20 protein-coding genes are annotated in these 19,066 nt (G+C 63.7%); 15 read left to right on the top strand and 5 right to left on the bottom strand.

Annotation, left to right across the window (positions count from 1 at the left end; genetic code table 11):
* The first annotated feature begins 61 nt into the window (after positions 1-61).
* The 12 genes from cysG to UB31_RS02570 all read left to right on the top strand — a co-directional run bounded on the left by cysG (position 62) and on the right by UB31_RS02570 (position 11,290).
* Positions 62-1,486, top strand: coding sequence for a siroheme synthase CysG (gene cysG / locus UB31_RS02625; RefSeq protein WP_045009703.1), 1,425 nt, complete (start codon positions 62-64; stop codon positions 1,484-1,486).
* Complete coding sequence (locus UB31_RS02620) at positions 1,483-1,791, top strand: DUF2849 domain-containing protein (RefSeq protein ID WP_045009702.1); 309 nt, start codon at positions 1,483-1,485, stop codon at positions 1,789-1,791. The genes cysG and UB31_RS02620 overlap by 4 nt, the downstream gene beginning before the upstream one ends.
* Positions 1,792-1,821: 30 nt before the next feature.
* Entirely contained in the window at positions 1,822-3,477 is a 1,656-nt protein-coding gene (locus UB31_RS02615) for a nitrite/sulfite reductase (protein ID WP_045009701.1), read from the top strand.
* Positions 3,464-3,979, top strand: coding sequence for a DUF934 domain-containing protein (locus UB31_RS02610; protein ID WP_045009700.1), 516 nt, complete (start codon positions 3,464-3,466; stop codon positions 3,977-3,979). The genes UB31_RS02615 and UB31_RS02610 overlap by 14 nt, the downstream gene beginning before the upstream one ends.
* Complete coding sequence (locus UB31_RS02605) at positions 3,976-4,707, top strand: phosphoadenylyl-sulfate reductase (RefSeq protein ID WP_045009699.1); 732 nt, start codon at positions 3,976-3,978, stop codon at positions 4,705-4,707. The genes UB31_RS02610 and UB31_RS02605 overlap by 4 nt, the downstream gene beginning before the upstream one ends.
* 112 nt (positions 4,708-4,819) lie before the next feature.
* Entirely contained in the window at positions 4,820-5,833 is a 1,014-nt protein-coding gene (locus tag UB31_RS02600; protein ID WP_156162892.1) for a sulfate ABC transporter substrate-binding protein, read from the top strand.
* Between the two features lie 30 nt (positions 5,834-5,863).
* Positions 5,864-6,700 carry a sulfate ABC transporter permease subunit CysT gene (gene cysT, locus UB31_RS02595; protein WP_082078384.1) on the top strand — a complete coding sequence of 279 codons (837 nt, stop codon included), beginning with the start codon at positions 5,864-5,866 and terminating at the stop codon, positions 6,698-6,700.
* A gap of 10 nt (positions 6,701-6,710) precedes the next feature.
* Positions 6,711-7,622: a sulfate ABC transporter permease subunit CysW gene (cysW, locus tag UB31_RS02590; RefSeq protein ID WP_045009697.1), complete on the top strand. Its 912-nt coding sequence runs from the start codon at positions 6,711-6,713 to the stop codon at positions 7,620-7,622.
* Positions 7,612-8,649: a sulfate/molybdate ABC transporter ATP-binding protein gene (locus UB31_RS02585; RefSeq protein ID WP_045009696.1), complete on the top strand. Its 1,038-nt coding sequence runs from the start codon at positions 7,612-7,614 to the stop codon at positions 8,647-8,649. Before cysW ends, UB31_RS02585 begins: the two co-directional genes overlap by 11 nt.
* Positions 8,650-8,739: 90 nt before the next feature.
* Positions 8,740-9,243, top strand: a complete 504-nt coding sequence (locus UB31_RS02580) for a CAP domain-containing protein (RefSeq protein ID WP_045009695.1) — start codon at positions 8,740-8,742, stop codon at positions 9,241-9,243.
* Positions 9,244-9,321: 78 nt separating this feature from the next.
* A complete protein-coding gene (locus tag UB31_RS02575) occupies positions 9,322-10,500 on the top strand; it encodes a DUF3734 domain-containing protein (protein ID WP_045002544.1) in 1,179 nt (392 codons plus the stop codon).
* Between the two features lies 1 nt (position 10,501).
* On the top strand, positions 10,502-11,290 hold the full coding sequence (locus UB31_RS02570; RefSeq protein WP_045009694.1) for a 3-hydroxybutyrate dehydrogenase: 789 nt from the start codon (positions 10,502-10,504) through the stop codon (positions 11,288-11,290).
* 122 nt (positions 11,291-11,412) lie between these two features.
* On the opposite strand, the gene UB31_RS02565 is transcribed toward UB31_RS02570, so the two are convergent.
* The 3 genes from UB31_RS02565 to UB31_RS02555 all read right to left on the bottom strand — a co-directional run bounded on the left by UB31_RS02565 (position 11,413) and on the right by UB31_RS02555 (position 14,920).
* On the bottom strand, positions 11,413-12,237 hold the full coding sequence (locus UB31_RS02565; RefSeq protein WP_045002546.1) for a sulfite exporter TauE/SafE family protein: 825 nt from the start codon (positions 12,235-12,237) through the stop codon (positions 11,413-11,415).
* A 187-nt stretch (positions 12,238-12,424) separates the two neighbouring features.
* Positions 12,425-13,792 carry an oligosaccharide flippase family protein gene (locus UB31_RS02560; RefSeq protein ID WP_045009968.1) on the bottom strand — a complete coding sequence of 456 codons (1,368 nt, stop codon included), beginning with the start codon at positions 13,790-13,792 and terminating at the stop codon, positions 12,425-12,427.
* A gap of 288 nt (positions 13,793-14,080) precedes the next feature.
* Positions 14,081-14,920 carry a protein-disulfide reductase DsbD domain-containing protein gene (locus tag UB31_RS02555; protein ID WP_045002547.1) on the bottom strand — a complete coding sequence of 280 codons (840 nt, stop codon included), beginning with the start codon at positions 14,918-14,920 and terminating at the stop codon, positions 14,081-14,083.
* Between the two features lie 142 nt (positions 14,921-15,062).
* Between UB31_RS02555 and UB31_RS02550 the strand changes: the two genes are divergently transcribed.
* Positions 15,063-15,707, top strand: a complete 645-nt coding sequence (locus tag UB31_RS02550; RefSeq protein ID WP_045002548.1) for a YqgE/AlgH family protein — start codon at positions 15,063-15,065, stop codon at positions 15,705-15,707.
* A gap of 139 nt (positions 15,708-15,846) precedes the next feature.
* Here UB31_RS02550 and UB31_RS02545 read toward each other — a convergent pair whose 3' ends face one another.
* A complete protein-coding gene (locus tag UB31_RS02545) occupies positions 15,847-16,734 on the bottom strand; it encodes a TauD/TfdA dioxygenase family protein (protein ID WP_045002549.1) in 888 nt (295 codons plus the stop codon).
* A 190-nt stretch (positions 16,735-16,924) separates the two neighbouring features.
* Positions 16,925-17,704, bottom strand: coding sequence for an SDR family NAD(P)-dependent oxidoreductase (locus UB31_RS02540; RefSeq protein ID WP_045002550.1), 780 nt, complete (start codon positions 17,702-17,704; stop codon positions 16,925-16,927).
* A 99-nt stretch (positions 17,705-17,803) separates the two neighbouring features.
* Between UB31_RS02540 and UB31_RS02535 the strand changes: the two genes are divergently transcribed.
* On the top strand, positions 17,804-18,541 hold the full coding sequence (locus UB31_RS02535; RefSeq protein ID WP_045002551.1) for an SDR family NAD(P)-dependent oxidoreductase: 738 nt from the start codon (positions 17,804-17,806) through the stop codon (positions 18,539-18,541).
* Between the two features lie 148 nt (positions 18,542-18,689).
* Entirely contained in the window at positions 18,690-19,064 is a 375-nt protein-coding gene (locus tag UB31_RS02530) for a CsbD family protein (RefSeq protein ID WP_045002552.1), read from the top strand.
* The last annotated feature ends 2 nt before the right edge of the window (positions 19,065-19,066 follow it).

The following is a 19,066-nucleotide window of genomic DNA, read 5'->3' as shown; positions in this document are numbered from 1 at the left end:
AACGACACATATATAGAAAATAATTCCAGTCAACCCCGGATGTGGGGGAAGCGAGTATCGCATGCGGTTCTTGCCGGTGTTCCTCGATCTCAAGGCCGGTCCGGTGGTCCTCATCGGCGCGGGCGAGCTTTTGCGCGCCAAATTGCGCGTGCTCGCCGCGGCCGGCGCGCGCATTCGCGTGCATGCGATCGACGGCAATCATGATCTGGGCGTCAGCTCCGAGGATGCAGCGCGCATAGACATAGCGGCTGGCGATCCGCTCATCGCCGATCTTGCCGGCGTCATCGCGGTCGTCTGCGCGGGTGCGGGCGATGTCGGCGTGGCGATGTCGGTCCGCGCCAAGGCGCTGGGCCTGCCCGTCAACGTCATGGACGATCTCGACCATTCCAGCTTCATCTTCCCGGCCATCGTCGATCGCGGCGATGTCGTGGTCGCGGTCGGCACCGGCGGAACGTCGCCGGTGGTGGCGCGGCGCGTGCGCGAGAAGATCGAGGCGCTGCTGCCGGCACGCATTGGCGAGCTCGCCGAGTTCATCGGCGGCTTCCGCAAATCCATCAATGAGCGTATCGCCGAGTTTCCGCTGCGCCGCCGCTTCTGGGAGCGCGTGATCGACGGGCCGATCGGCGCCTCCGTGCTCGCCGGCCGCAAAGGCGAGGCGGACGCGGCGCTCAAGGCTATTTCCGATCCGTCCGCGTTCGCGCGTGCCGACAAGCCGGAAGGCTCCGTCGCGCTGGTCGGCGCCGGCCCCGGCGATCCCGATCTTCTCACCATCAAGGCGCTGCGCGCGTTGCAGGATGCCGATATCGTCTTCCATGACGAACTGGTTTCCCCTGAAATCCTCGACCGCATTCGCCGCGACACCACGCGCGTTCCGGTCGGCCGCCGTATCGGCAAGCCCGGCATCGGCCAGGACGCCATCAACAAACGGATGATCGAGGCGGCGCAATCCGGCCAGCGCGTGGTACGGCTGAAGGGTGGCGATCCCTTCGTGTTCGGCCGTGGCGGCGAAGAAGTCGAAGCGCTGCGTGCCGCCGGTGTCGCCTATTCCATTATTCCCGGCATCACCGCCGGCCTTGGCGGTGCCGCCGATTTCGAGGTGCCGCTCACCTACCGTCATGAAGCGACCCGCATCACCTTTCTCACCGCACACAAGGCGCGCGATGCCGAAACGGTGGATTGGTCGGCGCTGACCGATACCAAAATGACCGTCGTGGTCTACATGGGCATGACAGCTGCGCCCGCTATCCGCGCCGGCCTGTTCGCAGCCGGCCGCTCGCCGGAAACGCCGGTCGGCGTGTTTGCCCGCGTGACGCGGCCCGATGCGCAAGGCGCGATCGGCACGCTGCGCGACCTGCCCGAGCTCGTGCGGCGGACCAATGGCGGTCCCGCCATCCTCATCATCGGCGACGTGGTCCGGCATGCCGGTTCGCTTCGCCGCGAAACCCCCAAACAAATCATCTCTGACCTGTTGGATGCTGCCGAATGACCTCTCCTCTGCAACAGAAACTCAAAATCGCCGGTTCCTCCGTGGTGACCGCCAACCGCACCTGGGATGGTGTCGTCGTCTACCGCACCGCTGCCAAGGGCTGGTCAGCTGACCTCGCGGACGCCGCGATCGTGCGAAACTCCGATGAGGCGAAAGCGTTGCTCGCCGAGGCCGTGGCCGATGACGTCGGCGCGATTGGTCCCTATATCGCTCCGGTCCAGATCGGTGAGGATGGCAAGATCGTGCCCGGAAATCTGCGCGAGCAGATCCGCCACGATGGCGTGACCATCGACCTGCCGGTTTAACCGCGGGTCGAGCTGTAAGGCATTTTAATCATGTACGCTTACGACGAAATCGATCGCACGCTGGTCAACGAGCGCGTCTCGGAATTCCGCGACCAGGTCCAGCGCCGTCTCTCGGGCGAGTTGACCGAGGACGAATTCAAGATGCTGCGCTTGCAGAACGGCGTCTATCTGCAACTGCACGCCTACATGTTTCGCGTCGCGATTCCCTACGGAACGCTGGCGTCGAACCAGTTGCGGCAGCTGGCCCATGTCGCGCGCAAATATGACCGCGGCTACGGCCATTTCACGACGCGCCAGAACATCCAGTTCAACTGGATCAAGCTTTCGGACCTGCCGGATGCGCTGGCCGATCTCGCCGAGGTCGGCATCCACGCGATGCAGACCTCCGGCAATAACATGCGCAACGTCACCTCGGACCAGTGGGCGGGTGTCGCGCCCGGCGAGATCGAGGATCCGCGCATCTGGTCGGAGCTGATCCGTCAGCACACCACGCTGCATCCGGAATTCTCGTTCCTGCCGCGCAAGTTCAAGATCGCGATCACCGCATCGGACCACGATCGCGCCGCGATCAAGGTTCACGATATCGGCCTGCGTCTGATCAAGAACGAGAAGGGCGAGACCGGCTTCGAGGTTCTAGTCGGCGGCGGCCTCGGCCGCACCCCGTTCATCGGCAAGACCATCAAGCACTTCGTCCATGGCCGCGATCTCCTGAGCTATATCGAGGCCATCCTGCGCGTCTATAACCAGTACGGACGCCGCGACAATATCTACAAGGCGCGCATCAAGATCCTGGTGCACGAGCTCGGCATCGAGAAGTTCTCCCGCGAGGTCGAGGAGGAGTGGCAGCATATCCGCAACTCCTCGCTTCAGATCGACGACGAGGTGATCGAGGACATCCGCTCGCGCTTCATCTATCCGGCCTATGAGAAGCTTCCGCACATGCCGGACGAGTTGCGGCAAGCTGCGGCCGATCCCGACTTCGAGGCGTGGCGCAAGAATTCGGTGACCTCGCACAAGAATCCGGGCTACTCCATCGTCACGATCTCGCTGAAGCCGATCGGCGCGCCTCCGGGCGATGCCACCGCCGAGCAGATGGATGCGCTCGCCGATCTCGCCGACAAATATTCCTTCGGCGAAATCCGCGTCGGTCATGAGCAGAATTTGGCTCTGCCGCATGTCGCGAAGCGCGACCTGCCGGCGCTGTGGAAGGCGCTCGACAAGCTTGGCCTCGCGACGCCGAACGTCAATCTGATCACCGACATCATCGCCTGCCCGGGGCTCGATTATTGCTCGCTGGCCAACGCGCGCTCGATCCCGATCGCGCAAGAGCTGACGCGGCGCTTTGCCAACCACGAGCTGGCCAATCTGATCGGCCGGCTGCACATCAACATCTCCGGCTGCATCAACGCCTGCGGCCATCACCATGTCGGTCATATCGGCATTCTCGGCGTCGAGAAGAACGGCGAGGAGGTCTACCAGATCACGATCGGCGGTCGTGCCGACGAGAATGCCGCGCTTGGCAATCTGATCGGTCCCGGTGTCAAGTTCGACGAGGTCGCCGACGTTGTCGAGGACATCGTGGAAGCCTATCTGGCGCTGCGCGAGCGGCCGGAGGAGCTGTTCGTCGACACAGTGAAGCGCCTCGGCGTCGAACCCTTCAAGGAGCGCGTCTATGCCACTCGTTAACGGCGGAAAGATCGTCGCGGACGGCTTCGTCAAGCTTGCCGTCGACACGCCGCTGCCCGAGGGCGGCGACATCCTGGTACCGGCCGAGCGCTTCCTGAGCGATGCGGACGCGTTGCTGAAGCGCAGTGGCAAGATCGGCGTGATCTGGCCGAACAATCGCGATATCGCCGAGCTCGTGCCCTATCTCGGCAAGATCGCCGTCGTCGCGCTGGTGTTCCCGAGCTTCCGCGACGGACGCGCCTACAGCCAGGCGCGATTGCTGCGCGAGCGCTACAACTATCGCGGTGAGCTGCGTGCCACCGGCCAGGTGTTGCGCGACCAGTTCGTGTTCATGCTGCGCGCCGGCTTCGATTCCTTCGAGGTCAAGAAGCAGGCCGATGCGGAAGCCTTCATGCAGACGGCGAAGCGCTATTCGGTGTTCTACCAGCCGACCGGTGACGGCCGGATCACGGCGCTGCACCGGCGCATGCAGTTGCGTCACTCCGAAGGTGTCGGCACGTGAACGCAATTGCGCCTCAGGCTTCGTCGGCATCCGTCTCTGCGCTGCCATTGGCGGAGGAGCTCGATCGTGCGTTGCGCGATGCTTCGCCCGCGGAGGTTATCGCCGCGGCTCTGAAGGCGGTCGGTCGCGAGAAGCTTGCACTGGTGTCGTCGTTCGGCACGGAATCGGCGACGCTGCTCAAGGTGATGGCGGATGTCGATCCGGCGATCCCCGTGATCTTTCTCGACACCGGCTGGCTGTTCGAGGAGACGCTGGCCTATCGCGACACGCTGATCGCGGCGCTGGGATTAAAGGATGTCCGTTCGATCAAGCCCGCGGAAGAGACGCTGTCGCGCGAGGATGCCGACCACGACCTCTGGTTCTCCGATCCTGATGCCTGCTGTCGCATCCGCAAGGTGGAACCGCTGGCGCGTGCACTGAAGCCGTTTTCGGCCTGGATCAACGGGCGCAAGCGCTTCCAGGGCAACGCGCGCGCCGACATTCCGGTGGTCGAGGACGACGGCGCGCGGCTGAAGTTCAATCCCTTTGCCAACGTCTCGCGCGAGGAGCTCGAGGCGATTTTCGTCCGCGCCAAATTGCCGCGTCATCCACTCACAGAGTCCGGTTTTCTGTCGGTTGGGTGTATGCCTTGCACGAGCAGAACGACTGAGGGCGAGGACGAACGCGCCGGTCGCTGGCGCGGTCGCGCCAAGACAGAATGCGGCATCCACACGATGAAGATTCCGTAGCACAGTCAGGCTGCAGCGCCGCGAACAAGAAAATCCGGTTCCGTTGACTTAAGAGCGTTTCGCCCCGAGTTATGCCCGCATGCCATCGATGACGCCGATGTCGTCGAGGTAAATGGAGATGGACATGATCCGCCGTATCGTTCCGCTCGCGGCTGGCCTGCTCGTGACAGGCTTCTTGGCAAGCTCGGCTCTCGCCGCTGACATCAATCTGTTGAACGTGTCGTATGATCCGACGCGCGAGCTCTACGCCGACTTCAACAAGTCGTTCGCGGCCGCCTATCAGAAGGAAACCGGCAAGAGCGTCGAGATCAAGCAGTCGCATGGCGGTAGCGGATCGCAGGCGCGTAGCGTGATCGACGGATTGCAGGCGGATGTGGTGACGCTCGCGCTCGCCTATGACATCGACGCCATCGCGGGCAAGGGCCTCACTGCGGCGGATTGGCAAAAGCGCCTGCCGCAGAATTCATCGCCCTATACGTCGACCATCGTGTTCCTGGTGCGCAAGGGCAATCCGAAGGGCATCAAGGACTGGGACGATCTGCTCAAGTCGGGCGTCGCCGTGATCACGCCCAACCCGAAGACCTCGGGTGGCGCGCGCTGGAATTATCTCGCGGCCTGGGGTTTTGCGCAGAAGAAGTACGGCTCGGTCGACAAGGCCAAGGATTTCATCGGCAAGCTCTACCAGCAGGTACCGGTGCTCGACACCGGTGCGCGCGGCGCGACCGTGACCTTCGTCGAGCGCGGCGTCGGCGACGTGCTGCTCGCCTGGGAGAACGAGGCGTATCTCGCACTGAAGGAGTTCGGTCCCGAAAAATTCGAAATCGTTGCGCCGCCGCAATCGATCCTCGCCGAGCCGCCGGTCGCGATCGTCGACAAGGTTGCCGATAAAAAAGGCACCCGCAACGTCGCCGATGCCTATCTCCAGTATTGGTACACCAAGGAAGGTCAGGAGATCGCCGCGCGCAATTTCTACCGTCCGCGTGATGCCGAGATCGCTAAAAAGTATGAAAACTCCTTCGCAAAGGTCGAGCTGTTCACGATCGACGATGTGTTCGGCGGCTGGACCAAGGCGCAGAAGGAACATTTTGCCGACGGCGGCGTCTTTGATCAGATCTACAAAAACTGATCGGGCGCTGTCGCTTTAGCAGGGGGCCTGGTGAGCGCAATCGCAGTACGACGCCGGACATTGCCGGGCTTCGGTCTCACGATGGGACTGACGCTGTCCTGGCTGTCCGTGATCATCCTGATCCCGCTCGCCGGCCTCTTTCTGAAGTCCTTTGAGCTGAGCCCCGAGCAGCTCTGGGCCATCCTCTCCAGCCGCCGCACGCTGAATGCATTGCGTGTCTCGTTCGGACTCGCTTTTGCCGCGGCCTGCGTCAATCTGGTGATGGGCAGCATCATCGTCTGGGCGCTGGTGCGCTACCGCTTCCCCGGCCGGCGGCTGTTCGATGCCATTGTCGACGTGCCGTTCGCGCTGCCGACGGCGGTGGCCGGTGTCGCTCTGACCTCGCTGTTCGCCGAGAAGGGTTGGCTGGGCGCGCCACTTGCGGCGCTCGGCATCAAGGTGGCGTTCACGCCGCTCGGCATCTTCGTCGCCATGATCTTCATAGGCATCCCCTTCGTGGTCCGCACCGTGCAGCCGGTGCTCCAGGATCTCGATCCCGAGATTGAGGAAGCCGCGGGCAGTCTTGGCGCCAGCCGCTGGCAGACCATCATTCGCGTGATCCTGCCGTCGCTCGCGCCTGCGTTGCTCACCGGGCTCGCGCTCGCCTTCGCGCGTGCGGTCGGCGAATACGGCTCGGTGATCTTCATCGCCGGCAATCTGCCGAACGTCTCCGAGATCGCGCCGCTCCTGATCGTGATCCGGCTGTCCGAATTCCGCTATGCTGATGCGACCGCCATCGCGGTCGTCATGCTCGTTGTCTCCTTCGTCATCATCTTTGCCGTGAACCGGTTGCAGCGCTGGGCGCAAAACCGGATTCCGGCGCGTTGAGGTCGAGACGATGACGATGCAAATCGCCGATACGGTCTCGCTTTCCCCGCCCGATGCGAAGGCACGCGCGCATGCGGCAGCTGCGCGCAACAACCTCCGCACCGAGCCCAAAGCGGTGCGCATCGTCATCATCACGCTGGCGATTCTGTTCCTCTCTGTCTTCGTCGTTCTGCCGCTCGTGGTGGTGTTCGCGCAAGCCTTCTCGAAGGGCATCGTCGCCTATCTCGCCGCGCTCGCCGAGCCGGAGGCACTTTCGGCGATCCGGCTGACACTGGTCGTCGCCGCAATCTCGGTCGGTCTCAACCTCATCTTCGGCCTGGTCGCGTCCTGGGCGATTGCAAAATTCGAGTTCAAGGGCAAGACGTTCCTGATCACACTGATCGACCTGCCGTTCTCGGTGAGCCCGGTGATCTCAGGACTCGTCTTCGTGCTGCTGTTCGGCGCGCAGGGCTATTTCGGCGGCTGGCTGCGCGATCATGACATCCAGATCCTGTTCGCGGTGCCCGGCATTGCGCTTGCAACCACCTTCATCACCTTCCCCTTCGTGGCGCGCGCGCTGATCCCCTTGATGCAGGAGCAGGGCACGCAGGAAGAGGAAGCCGCGATCTCGCTCGGCGCCTCCGGCTTGCAGACCTTCTTCCGCGTCACGCTGCCCAACATCAAATGGGGCGTGCTCTACGGTGTGCTGCTCTGCAACGCGCGCGCGATGGGCGAGTTCGGCGCGGTGTCGGTCGTCTCCGGCCATATCCGCGGCGAGACCAACACCATGCCGCTGCTGGTCGAGATCCTCTACAACGAATACCAGTTCGTCGCGGCCTTCGCGATTGCCTCGCTGCTGGCGCTGCTGGCGCTGATCACGCTGATCGCAAAAACCGTTCTCGAAAGTCATCTGGACGAAGGACACGACGCCCGTGACCATTGAAGTCAGGAATCTCGTCAAGAAATTCGGGAGCTTTGCTGCGCTGGACGGTGTCGACCTCAAGGTCGACAACGGCGAATTGCTGGCGCTGCTCGGCCCATCCGGCTCGGGCAAGACCACGCTGCTGCGCATCATCGCGGGGCTCGATTGGCCCGACTCCGGTGAAGTCGCCTTCAACGGCGAAGACGCGCTGGCGCAGGGCGCGCGCGAGCGTCACGTCGGCTTCGTGTTCCAGCACTACGCACTGTTCCGCCACATGACGGTGTTCGAGAACATCGCCTTCGGCCTGCGCGTGCAGCCGCGTGCGATCCGCAAGGACGAGGCGACCATCCGTGTGCGCGTGAAGGAGCTGCTCGATCTCGTGCAGCTCGACTGGCTCGCCGACCGCTATCCGAGCCAGCTCTCCGGTGGCCAGCGCCAGCGTATTGCGCTGGCCCGTGCGCTTGCGATCGAGCCGCGCATCCTCTTGCTCGACGAGCCCTTCGGCGCGCTCGATGCCAAGGTGCGCAAAGAGCTGCGCAAATGGCTACGCTCGCTGCATCACGAGATCAACGTCACCTCGATCTTCGTCACTCATGACCAGGAGGAGGCGCTGGAAGTCGCCAACCGCGTCGTGGTGATGGACAAGGGCAAGATCGAGCAGATCGGTTCGCCCAATGACGTCTATGAGAGCCCGGCGACCGCCTTCGTGCACGGCTTCATCGGCGAATCCATCGAGCTGCCGGTCCAGGTCGAAGGCGGCCTGGTCCGGCTTGGCGATCGGCCGCTCACTCTCGCGGCGGACGGCCTTGCGCCTGGCGCGTCAAAACTGTTCGTACGACGACATGACATGCTGATCGGCCCGCCCGGCAGCGGCGCCTTTGAGGGCGCCGTGCAGCATGTGCGGAATTTCGGTCCGGTGCAGCGGGCCGAAATCGCCTTGCTCGGCGGCGAAACCATCGAGATCGATGCGCCCCGCGACAAGGAACTCCGGGCCGGCGACACGATCGGGCTAAATCCCCGGCGCTACCGGATATTTGCGGGCGCCTGAGTCACCACGACAGCTCGAATTTTCTGCAAAATTCACCTTTCAGCCACGGTTGGTATGCAACAACGGCCCCTCATTTGGGGGCTCCTGTACATGCGCGCTGCGGCCGCGATACTCATTACTTTGCTGCTGGCCGGTTGTGCAGGCAACGAAGCGCCGGTTCAGCAGCCGTCCATGTATGCCGATATGTCCGTCCCGGGCACCAAGCTCGATGCGCAGGCCGCGGCGATCATGATCTCGCAGTACCGCCAGAACAACGGCCTCGGCACCGTCGTCATCGATCCCGACCTGATGCGGCTTGCGGAATCCCAGTCCCAGGCCATGGCGGCGGCCAACAAAATGGACCATGACGTCCGCGCGCCCTTGGCCAAGCGCCTCAGTGCCGGCAACTATCCCGCGACCGTGGCGGTCGAGAACGTCTCGGCCGGCTATCATACGCTGGCGGAAGCGTTTTCCGGCTGGCGCGACTCGCCCCCGCACCGGGCCAACATGCTCAAGAGCGGTGTCACAAAATTGGGCATAGCGGCGGGCTATGCTCCGGGCACCAAGTACAAGGTGTTCTGGACCATGATCCTGGCGTCGACGGACCCCCGATAAGCCAGACTTGATCCCGGGATGCATTGACGCCGCGGCGAACTGTCGCCACGGTCGCTCGCCATCTGCTATTGTTCCCGCATGATTGATCATAACAGCCCGGAATCCGCCAGCGTCCCCGCGAATGCGCAACGTGTCCTGGTGTTACAGGGCGGCGGCGCGCTCGGCTCCTATCAGGCCGGGGGCTATCAGGCCCTGTGCGGCTATGGCTTCGAGCCCGAATGGGTCGCCGGCATCTCGATCGGCGCGGTCAACGCCGCCATTATCGCCGGCAATGAGGGCCACACCCGCGTCAAGCGGCTCAAGGAATTCTGGGAGATGGTCTCGGCGCCGGTGCCGTGGAAGCCGTTCGGCAAGAGCGACCACAGCCGCGAGCTGTTCAACTCCACCAGTGCCGCGCTGATCGCGACCTTCGGCGTGCCGGGCTTCTTCGTCCCGCGCGTCCCGCCCGCGCCGATGTGGCCGCCGGGCCATCCCCAGGCGGAGAGCTATTACGACACCGCACCCCTGAAGAAGACGTTGGAGCGGTTGGTCGATTTCGACCGCATCAACGATCTCAAGACGCGCCTGTCGGTCGGCGCCGTCGGCGTCACCTCGGGCAATTTCAAATATTTCGACAATTACGAGTTCAAGAAACTCGGCAAGAAGATCGGCCCCGAGCACATCATGGCCTCCGGCGCGCTGCCGCCCGGCTTTCCGTCCGTGCTCATCGACGGTGAGCACTATTGGGACGGCGGCATCGCTTCCAACACGCCGCTCGACTTCGTGCTCGATGCGGAGATCGATCGCGACCTCCTGATCTTCCAGGTCGACCTGTTCAGCGCCCGCGGCGATTTCCCGACCTCTCTGCTCGAGGCCGCCGAGCGCGAGAAGGACATCCGCTTTTCCAGCCGCACGCGGATGAACACCGACAAGAACAAGCAGATCCACAACGCCCGCAGGGCGGTGCGCGACCTGATCGGCAAATTGCCGGATTATCTGAAGAACGATCCGTCCGTCGAATACCTGGCGAAAGCGTCGCGCGAAAGCACCGTCACGGTGGTGCATCTGATCTATCGCAGCAAGAACTATGAATCCTCGTCCAAGGACTACGACTTCTCGCATGTCGCCATGGTCGAGCATTGGGAAAGCGGCGTGCGCGACGTGCATTTGTCGATGCGCCACAAGGACTGGCTCGAGCGGCCGCAGTCGGACGAGACCATGGTGACCTACGATCTCACGGGGGACGTCACCGCGCCCCCGCCAAAAAGGAGCGAATAACATGGGTAGTTTGTCAGGCAAGAACGCCGTCGTGACCGGATCGACCAGCGGCATCGGGCTCGCCTATGCGCGCGCCTTCGCCGCCGCCGGCGCCAATGTCGTCATCAACGGCTTCGGCTCGCCCGAGGACATCGAGAAGGAGCGCGCCAAAATCGAATCCGACTTCGGCGTGAAAGCGGTCTACTCGCCTGCCGACATGACCAAGCCCGCCGAGATCGCCGGGATGATCGCACTCGGTGAGAAGTCGTTCGGCTCGGTCGACATCCTCGTCAACAATGCCGGCATCCAGTTCGTCTCGCCGATCGAGGAATTCCCGCCTGAGAAGTGGGACCAGATCATCGCGATCAATCTGTCCTCGGCCTTCCATGCCATCCGCGCCGCCGTTCCCGGCATGAAGAAGAAGGGCTGGGGCCGCATCATCAACACGGCGTCGGCGCACTCGCTGGTCGCCTCGCCCTTCAAGTCGGCTTACGTGTCGGCCAAGCACGGCATCGCCGGCCTGACCAAGACCGTGGCGCTGGAGGTCGCGACCAACAAGATCACCTGCAACTGCATCAGCCCCGGCTATGTCTGGACGCCGCTGGTGGAGAAGCAGATCCCCGACACGATGAAGGCCCGCAATCTCACGCGCGAGCAGGTCATCAACGATGTGCTGCTCGATGCGCAGCCGACCAAGGAGTTCGTCACCTCCGAGCAGGTCGCAGCCCTTGCGCTGTTCCTGTGCGGCGACGACGCCGCGCAGATCACCGGCTCCAACCTCTCGATCGATGGCGGCTGGACCGCCGAGTAGGGCCTCGGACCGTAGGGTGGGCAAAGGCGCGCGAGCGCCGTGCCCACCATCCTTCTCTGATTGAGGAGACGCGGTGGGCACGCTTCGCTTTGCCCACCCTACAAGACGGCGCCGCTTTCCGTTCAATGGCTCCAGGCCAGCGCCGTCACGATCGCGGATGACAGGTTCAATTCCGTGAACATGATCCTGCCGGCGACCACGAACAGGACGCTAGCGAGCGCGAAGCGCAAGACCGTCTCCGGCACGCGCGTCGCGCTGTAGCTGCCGAGGACGATGCCAGGCAGCGAACCGAGCAGCAAAACACCCATCAGGTGCCAGTCGACCGAGCCGAGCATCCAGTGCCCGGTCCCGGCTACCAGCGTCAGCGGAACCGCATGCGCGATGTCGGAGCCGACGATGGTCGCCATCGGCAGGCGCGGATAGAGCAGCAGCAGCACCGTCACGCCGACCGCACCAGCGCCGACGGACGAGATCGAGACCAGCACGCCTAGCACGATTCCGGTGACGACGGTCGCGATTGCCGTGGTGCGCGCATCGACCTGTTCCAGTCGCCGGCGATAGCGCTCCATGAGCGACTTGCGGAAGATCAGCGATGTCGCCGTCAGCATCAGCGCAAAGCACAGCACCAGGTTGACCAAATTGCGCTCGGAATCGGCTCTGAGATCGAGCTTCCACAGCACGAGCAGCGTGAGTGCACTTGCGGGGATGCTGCCGCAGGCGAGCCGCAGCACCGCCGGCCAGTGCACGCTGCGCGACCAGCCGTGCACGACGCTGCCGCCGGTCTTGGTCGCGGCCGCATAGAGCAGGTCGGTTCCGACAGCGGTGGAGGGATGGATGCCGAACAGCAGGATCAGCAGCGGCGTCATCAGCGAGCCGCCTCCCACGCCGGTCATCCCGACAAGCAGGCCGACGCCGAATCCCGAGGCGACGTAGAGTGGATCAATCATGGTCTGGGGAATCTTAGGTTTATCTCATCAGCAGGGCAATATGACGTAGAATAAACTTTCACAGAGATGCAACCGGTTGGACTGAATAAGAAAAATCATACCAATATAGGGGAATGGGCAGTCATTTTGCCCCATTCGCTGGCTTCCTGCGAAACAGTTGTTTCGGGGGGAGCAAGAGGCGGCGTGACTATTTGCCAAACGCCAGCACGTGCAGCCCGAGGCGCTGCCGCACGATCCAGAACAGCAGCACCGTCTCGAAGGTGAGCGAGATCGAGGTCGCGGCCGCGGCGCCGTGGCCGCCGAAGCGCGGCACGAGCGCGATGCAGAGCACGAGGTTCATCAGGAACGCCAGCGCGTAAGCCAGTGCGCAGATCTTCTGTTGGCCGAGCATGTTGAGCAGGCGCTCGACCGGGCCGATCGCGGCGCGCACCACCAGGCCAATCGCGGCGACGAACATGATGTCGTAGCCGATCACGAATTGCGGTCCGAACAGCCACAGCAGCGGCTTGCCGAGCGCGAGCAGCACGGCGGTCGCCGCCAGCGACGGCCAGAACGTCCAGTTGATGGCGTGCGCCACATAGGCCGACAGGCGCGCCTTGTCGCCGAGCGCGTTGTATTCGGCGAAGCGATGCGCGGTCGTCGCCGACATCGCGTAGTGAATGAAGGACACCAGCGCCAGCGTCTTCACCACCGCAAAATAGACGCCGACCTCGTCGGAGGGACGAAATTGCTGGAGCACCAGCACATCGGTGTAGGACAGCAGCAGGTAAAAGCTCTCGACCAGCAGGATCGGCAACGAAACGGCGAGCCAGCCGCTGATGTCATAGGCCTTGGGACCGGGTTCGATATGGTCGGTGAGCTTGCGGTTCAGCACCGCCATCTGCCCGGTCATCGCGATCCACACCGCGCCGGCGCTCGCGACCATCGCGGCGACTGCGCCGAGATGATAGCCGAGCAGGAAGGCGCACGCGGTGATGCCGATGATCAGCGCTTGGCGGATGATGAATTGCGGCATCAGGCCGAGCTGCATCCAGTCATGCGAGCGCGCGATGCCGTCCTGGGTGTTAGCGACAACGAAGGCCGGCAACGTCATGCAGCCGATATAAAGCGGCAGCACCTCGGCCGGATCGATCCAGGGCGAAAGCAGTTTGACGATGCCGGCAAGCGCAAGCGACACCAGCGTGGACACCGCGAAGGTCAGCCAGCGGCTGCCGGAGAGAAAGCCGCGCAGCAGCGCATGCTCGCCGCTGGTGCGGTACTCCGGAATGATTTTTTGCGCGGAAGCCGAGATGCCGAAGTCCATCATGCTGCCGAGCAGCAGCACCCAGGTCCAGACATAGACATAGATGCCGTAGTCGGACGTGCCCATCCAGCGCGCGAGCAGGACCTGCGCGACATAGGCGAGGCCCGCACTGATCACGCGGATGACGAAGATGGTGCCGGCCAGCCGCCGCGTCAGCGACGCTTCGCTCGATCCGCCCGTCAACTTGGCCCGCAGCCGCGCGATCAGGCCGGCCGGTCCGGTCGAGGCAGGTTCTGCATCCATCACGGCCAATTCGAAGAATCCCCAGGCGTCCCGCATGCTGCGGCAGCCATGTGCGGTATCCTTGGGAATTAGCAACCATTCGTTAAGATTCGGTTGGGTGGGTACGCTGCGGCGCCATCCCCGGTGTCGTCCCGGCCTAGTGCGCCATTGCGCACGGGGGGCCGGGACCCATAACCACAGGGAGAAGTTGTGGCGCGAAGCTAGCAACTCCGAATTTTCGCAAAACTATTGCTGCGGAGTATGGGTCCCGGATCTGCGCTCCGCTTCGCTGCGCTTGTCCGGGACGACAGCTCGGGCTCACTCCAAATTCGTATTGAACTCGTACGACTTCTCCGGTCCGACCAGCGTGAACTTCAGCGCTGCGCCGTCGGGCTTGGCGCCTGGCGGCAGCCCGTCGAGCTCGAAGGAGAAGCGTTTCACCCCTGGCGGGCTGTGCTCGACTGGCGCTGGGATCGGCAGTGACCAATCGGGCGTCGGTCCTTCCACGAACAGATTGACGTTGCCTTTATCCGGCGCAACCACATCGACCACCACGTATTTGGCGCCGTCGCGCTTGACGTCGCGGATGGTCAGCGGATTGGGATCGCCGATCGTGGCGGGCTTGGGCACGGTGTCGAGCGCCGCGAACAGTGCGCCGTCCTCGGTCGAGGCGACGCTGTTGAAGCCGAGCTCGGCGCTGGCCTCGACGGGAATGCAGAGCTTTTCGCACACTGCGTAATTGATCTCGGCGCGCAACGTGACCGGCTTGTCGGCCGTCTTGGGAACGATGCGGAGCGGCAGCACGATCTGGTCGTGATAGCCGATCGAATGGCCGCCCGCGCCGTCGTCGAACTTCAGCGGCGCCGGCCACATGATCGTCACCGCCTCGACATTATCCGACTTCGAGAAGTCGAATCGCGGTGGAACGCCGGAATCGCCGGGGCTGCGCCAGTAGGTCTTCCAACCCGGCTGGATCTGGAAGGCAATCCCGCCGAGCAGGACCGCACCGCTGCGCGACCCCGCCAGCAGCCGCACCGCGGAATGTCCGTCGCGCTGCCATGGCGAGGCATCGTCGGCGCGCGCCGCAAGCGCCAGCGACGACGCGAGCAAGGTTGTTGCGACGCCCATCGCCGCACGCAGGGGAACTATGCTGAGCATGGCACGTCTTTACAGGGTCACTCAGGGGCAAACCATTGAATTGCTTGTGATGGATGCACTTGAATCAGCTCTCTGCAAGCCTTGATTTGACAGCGGCCGAGCCCGACATCAGGATAGGAATGGAAACCGGAGTGCTTCACCGATGGCTCCTACTGGCAAAAGGACTGGCGATAGCACCCGGGTCGCGGGCTCGGCGTTTCCCAGTTCGGCCGGGTATCTCGACGGTCGGCTCCTGATCGCGATGCCTGTGATGGGCGATTCCCGCTTCGAGCGCTCGGTGATCTATCTCTGCGCCCATTCGGCGGAGGGGGCGATGGGCATCATCGTCAACCATCCGGCCGGCAGCATCGATTTCCCCGAGCTCCTGGTGCAGCTCGGAATCATCAAGAAGGGTGAGCAGATCAAGCTGCCGGAGAACGCCGAAAGCATGAAGGTGCTGCGCGGCGGCCCGGTCGATACCGGCCGCGGCTTCGTGCTGCATTCCAGCGATTTCTACATCGACAACGCGACGCTGCGGATCGACGACGGCGTCTGCCTCACCGCGACCGTGGACATCCTGCGCGCGATCGCCAAGGGCTCCGGACCCAAGCACGCCATCCTCGCACTCGGCTATGCCGGCTGGGCGCCGGGCCAGCTCGAGACCGAGATCCAGAGCAATGGCTGGCTGCATTGCGACGCGGATGCGGATCTGATCTTCGGCGATGACGTCGATGAAAAGTACGGCCGTGCCTTGCGCAAGATCGGCATCGATCCCGGTATGCTGTCGAACGAGGCCGGGCACGCGTAGCCTCATTCTCCGCTGTCATGCTCCGGCTTGACCGGGGCATCCAGTACGCCGCGGCCGATCGATTCAATCACAAACGTCTCGGAGTACTGGATCGCCCGGTCAAGCCGGGCGATGACCACCTCCGACGGTGGATGACGCGCTACTCCGCCGCCTGCTGCTGCACCGTCGGCTCGGTCCCCGCCACCGTCGCACGCCGCATGTCGCGGGGCTGGGACTGGTCGTAGCGGCGGACGCGGTGCATGGTCTGGCGGTTGTCCCACATCACGAGGTCATGCAGCTTCCATTTGTGGACGTAGACGAACTCTGCTTGCGTTGCGTGCTCGTTGAGGTCCCGCAGCAACAGGCGCCCCTCAGGCACGCTCATGCTGACGATCTTGCCGGCGTGTGATGAGAGATACAGCGACTTGCGGCGATGGACGGGATGGGTCCGCACCAGCCGTTGCAGCACCGGCTTGAACATCGCCTTCTCGTCGTCGGTATATTCGGTGAAGCCAAGCGAACCGCGCGAATACATCAGCGAGTGTTCGCAGACGAGTTCTTCGAGCTCCGCCTTGGTCTCGTCGTCGAGCGCGTCATAGGCTGCGCGCATGTCGGCGAATTCGGTGTTGCCGCCCTTCGGGTTCACCACGCGGGCCGAGAGCAGTGAGAATTTTGCAGGGATCGGACGGAACGAACTGTCGGAGTGCCAGAGGCAGTTGCCGAGATTGAACAGATGCGTGCGGCTGTCCTTGGCCAGCGGCTTGCCGTCCTTGCCGAGATTGGAGACGTCGTTGAGGCCGGACTGGAGCCGGTAGTCCTGCGCCTTGGTCACGGTGCCGCCGCGCGCGTCCTCGCGTTGGCCGAAATTGAGCGCGAAGGCCATCTGCTGCTCGTCGTTGATGTCCTGGTCGTGAAAGACGAGCACCGCGTATTTGTCCATGGCGGACTCGACCTCGCGCGCCTCGCTCTCGGTAAGAGGCTTTCGCAGATCGAGGCCGGAAACCTCGCCGGCAAAATGCGTCTGAAGCTGCCGGATGGCGATCGTCATGGCGTTTCTCCGCGGACCGCGAGCGGTTGGCCCGCTCTGTTGGCGAAAAAGCTACTCCCGCATCCGGCGTTGTCAACGCTGGCTGCGCATAGCAGCCCGTAGCCGGATGGAGCGCAGCGTAATCCGGGGCTCTCACTCCACGGAAAAACCTCCCCGGATTGCGCTTCGCTCCATCCGGGCTACACCTCTCTCACGCGTTGCGCGCCATCAGGCCGCCATCGACCGGGATCACCGCGCCGGTCAGGAACGATGCCGCCGGCAGGCACAGGCTCAGCGTCATATGCGCGACCTCCTCGGGATCGCCGTAGCGGCCGAGTGCGGTGCGGCGCTTGGCGTAGATGGTCTTGTGCTCTTCCGAGATGCGGTCGGTGATGGCGGTGCGGATCGGGCCCGGGCAGATGCAGTTGACGGTGATGCCTTCGCGGCCAAGCTCCACAGCCAGCGAGCGGGTGAGGCTCGCCACGCCACCCTTCGCCGCCGAATAAGGGCTGTGCAGAGCGGTGGCGCCGAGCGCCTCGGTCGAGGCGATGTTGACGATGCGCGGGCTCTTCGATTTGCGCAGGTGCGGAAGGGCAGCGCGGATGATGCGCGGATGCGCCGTCAGCATCACGGCGATGCCTTTTGCCCAGGCGTCCTCGTACGCCTCGTCGTCGATCGCGACGCGGACGGAGATGCCGGCGTTGTTGACGACCACGTCGAGCCCGCCGAAATGCGTCGCGACGTCATTGACGACGCGCTTGATCTCGCCGACGTCGGCGACGTCGAGCTTCCACGCCTTCGCCGTTCCGCCGCTCGCGGCGATCTCCTTCGCAACGGCCAGCGCGCCCTGCTCGTCGTAATCGGTTGCGGCGACGTTCGCGCCCTCAGCGGCGAACACGCGCGCAGTCGCGCGGCCCATGCCGCTCGCAGCGCCGGTGACGAGAACGGTCAGGCCCTTCACAGACCGGCTGAGCTGCTTGAAGTCGGACATGCGGTTTCCTCGCGGAGTGCTTGTTTTTTGTTATGAGATTGACGAGGCTGGCATCGATCCGCAGACAGGTCAAACAAGCAAAATAAAAGGGAGGCCGCGATGGCAAACGAGCTGGATTTCTCAGGCAAGCAGGTGCTGGTCGTCGGCGGGTCCAGCGGCATCGGCAACGGTATCGCACAGACCTTCCGCGCCAAGGGCGCGCATGTCGCGGTTTGCGGCACGCGTGCTCGGCCTGCGGAATATTCGGCGGAGGAAGGTTCTGATCTGACGGGGCTTGCTTATGTGCAGCTCGATGTCAGCAATGCCGGCGCGATCGAAGCGTTCAAGCCGTCCTTCGACAAGCTCGACGTGCTCGTGTTGGCGCAAGGCGCCGTGCTCTATCGCCGCGGCGAATTCGAGATGAGCGGTTTCCGCAAGGTCGTCGAGGTCAATCTGATGAGCCTGATGGCGTGCGCGACAAGGTTTCATTCCATGTTGCGGGATTCGAAGGGATCACTGATCATGGTGTCGTCGACTGCAGCCTATCACTCCACCATGGGCAACCCCGCCTACAACGCGTCGAAGACTGGGGCGGTCGGCTTGACGCGGACGTTGGGTGAGGCCTGGGCCGAGGACGGCATTCGCGTCAACGGCATCGCGCCCGGCCTCGTCGACACCAAGATGACGAAAGTGACGACCGACAATCCCAAGCGGCTCGAAGGCGCATTGTCGCGCATTCCATTGCGGCGATTGGGCACGCCGGCCGACATGGCGGGCGCGGCGCTGTTCCTGGCATCGCCGCTGTCCTCCTACATCATCGGCCAGACATTGGTCGTTGACGGCGGACTCATTCTGTAGCCCGGATGAGCAAAGCGACATCCGGGACTTTTCATGCACCGTTCCCGGGTATCGCTGCGCTCACCCGGGCTACGCACTCATTCTTTCGGCGATTGGAACTGCGCTGCTCCTGATCGGTTACTCCGGCAGACCCCCGAGGAGGATCATCATGGACAAGGATCGGATTGTTGGATCGGCCAAGGAATTCGCTGGCCGTGCGGAAGGTGCCGTCGGTGATCTTGCTGGCGATGCGCAGACACAGGCGTCAGGCAAGGCGCGCGAAGCTGCCGGTACCGTGCAGAATCTCTACGGCCAGGCCAAGGATGCCGTGCGTGACGCCGGCGAGACCGCGGCCGGCTATGCCAAGGATGCCTACGAGAACCCCAGCGACACTTTGCGCGATGGCTCACAGGCGATTTCGCGGAAGGTGCAGGACAATCCGCTTGGCTCACTCCTGATCGCCGGCGGCATCGGTTTTGCGCTCGCTCTGTTGATGTCGCGTCCCGCACGCCGCCCACCGCCGCGCTGGCGCTATTACGGCTGAGC

Source organism: Bradyrhizobium sp. LTSP849 (assembly GCF_000938255.1).
GTDB lineage: Bacteria > Pseudomonadota > Alphaproteobacteria > Rhizobiales > Xanthobacteraceae > Bradyrhizobium.
This window is presented reverse-complemented; position numbering and strand designations above follow the sequence as displayed.

Excerpts from the sequence above, each read along its gene's own strand:
- cysG (WP_045009703.1), top strand. The coding sequence starts at position 62 with ATGCGGTTCTTGCCGGTGTTCCTCGATCTCAAGGCCGGTCCGGTGGTC.
- UB31_RS02620 (WP_045009702.1), top strand. The coding sequence starts at position 1,483 with ATGACCTCTCCTCTGCAACAGAAACTCAAAATCGCCGGTTCCTCCGTG.
- UB31_RS02615 (WP_045009701.1), top strand. The coding sequence starts at position 1,822 with ATGTACGCTTACGACGAAATCGATCGCACGCTGGTCAACGAGCGCGTC.
- UB31_RS02610 (WP_045009700.1), top strand. The coding sequence starts at position 3,464 with ATGCCACTCGTTAACGGCGGAAAGATCGTCGCGGACGGCTTCGTCAAG.
- UB31_RS02600 (WP_156162892.1), top strand. The coding sequence starts at position 4,820 with ATGGAGATGGACATGATCCGCCGTATCGTTCCGCTCGCGGCTGGCCTG.
- cysW (WP_045009697.1), top strand. The coding sequence starts at position 6,711 with ATGACGATGCAAATCGCCGATACGGTCTCGCTTTCCCCGCCCGATGCG.
- UB31_RS02580 (WP_045009695.1), top strand. The coding sequence starts at position 8,740 with ATGCGCGCTGCGGCCGCGATACTCATTACTTTGCTGCTGGCCGGTTGT.
- UB31_RS02575 (WP_045002544.1), top strand. The coding sequence starts at position 9,322 with ATGATTGATCATAACAGCCCGGAATCCGCCAGCGTCCCCGCGAATGCG.
- UB31_RS02570 (WP_045009694.1), top strand. The coding sequence starts at position 10,502 with ATGGGTAGTTTGTCAGGCAAGAACGCCGTCGTGACCGGATCGACCAGC.
- UB31_RS02565 (WP_045002546.1), bottom strand. The coding sequence starts at position 12,237 with ATGATTGATCCACTCTACGTCGCCTCGGGATTCGGCGTCGGCCTGCTT.
- UB31_RS02555 (WP_045002547.1), bottom strand. The coding sequence starts at position 14,920 with ATGCTCAGCATAGTTCCCCTGCGTGCGGCGATGGGCGTCGCAACAACC.
- UB31_RS02550 (WP_045002548.1), top strand. The coding sequence starts at position 15,063 with ATGGCTCCTACTGGCAAAAGGACTGGCGATAGCACCCGGGTCGCGGGC.
- UB31_RS02545 (WP_045002549.1), bottom strand. The coding sequence starts at position 16,734 with ATGACGATCGCCATCCGGCAGCTTCAGACGCATTTTGCCGGCGAGGTT.
- UB31_RS02540 (WP_045002550.1), bottom strand. The coding sequence starts at position 17,704 with ATGTCCGACTTCAAGCAGCTCAGCCGGTCTGTGAAGGGCCTGACCGTT.
- UB31_RS02535 (WP_045002551.1), top strand. The coding sequence starts at position 17,804 with ATGGCAAACGAGCTGGATTTCTCAGGCAAGCAGGTGCTGGTCGTCGGC.
- UB31_RS02530 (WP_045002552.1), top strand. The coding sequence starts at position 18,690 with ATGGACAAGGATCGGATTGTTGGATCGGCCAAGGAATTCGCTGGCCGT.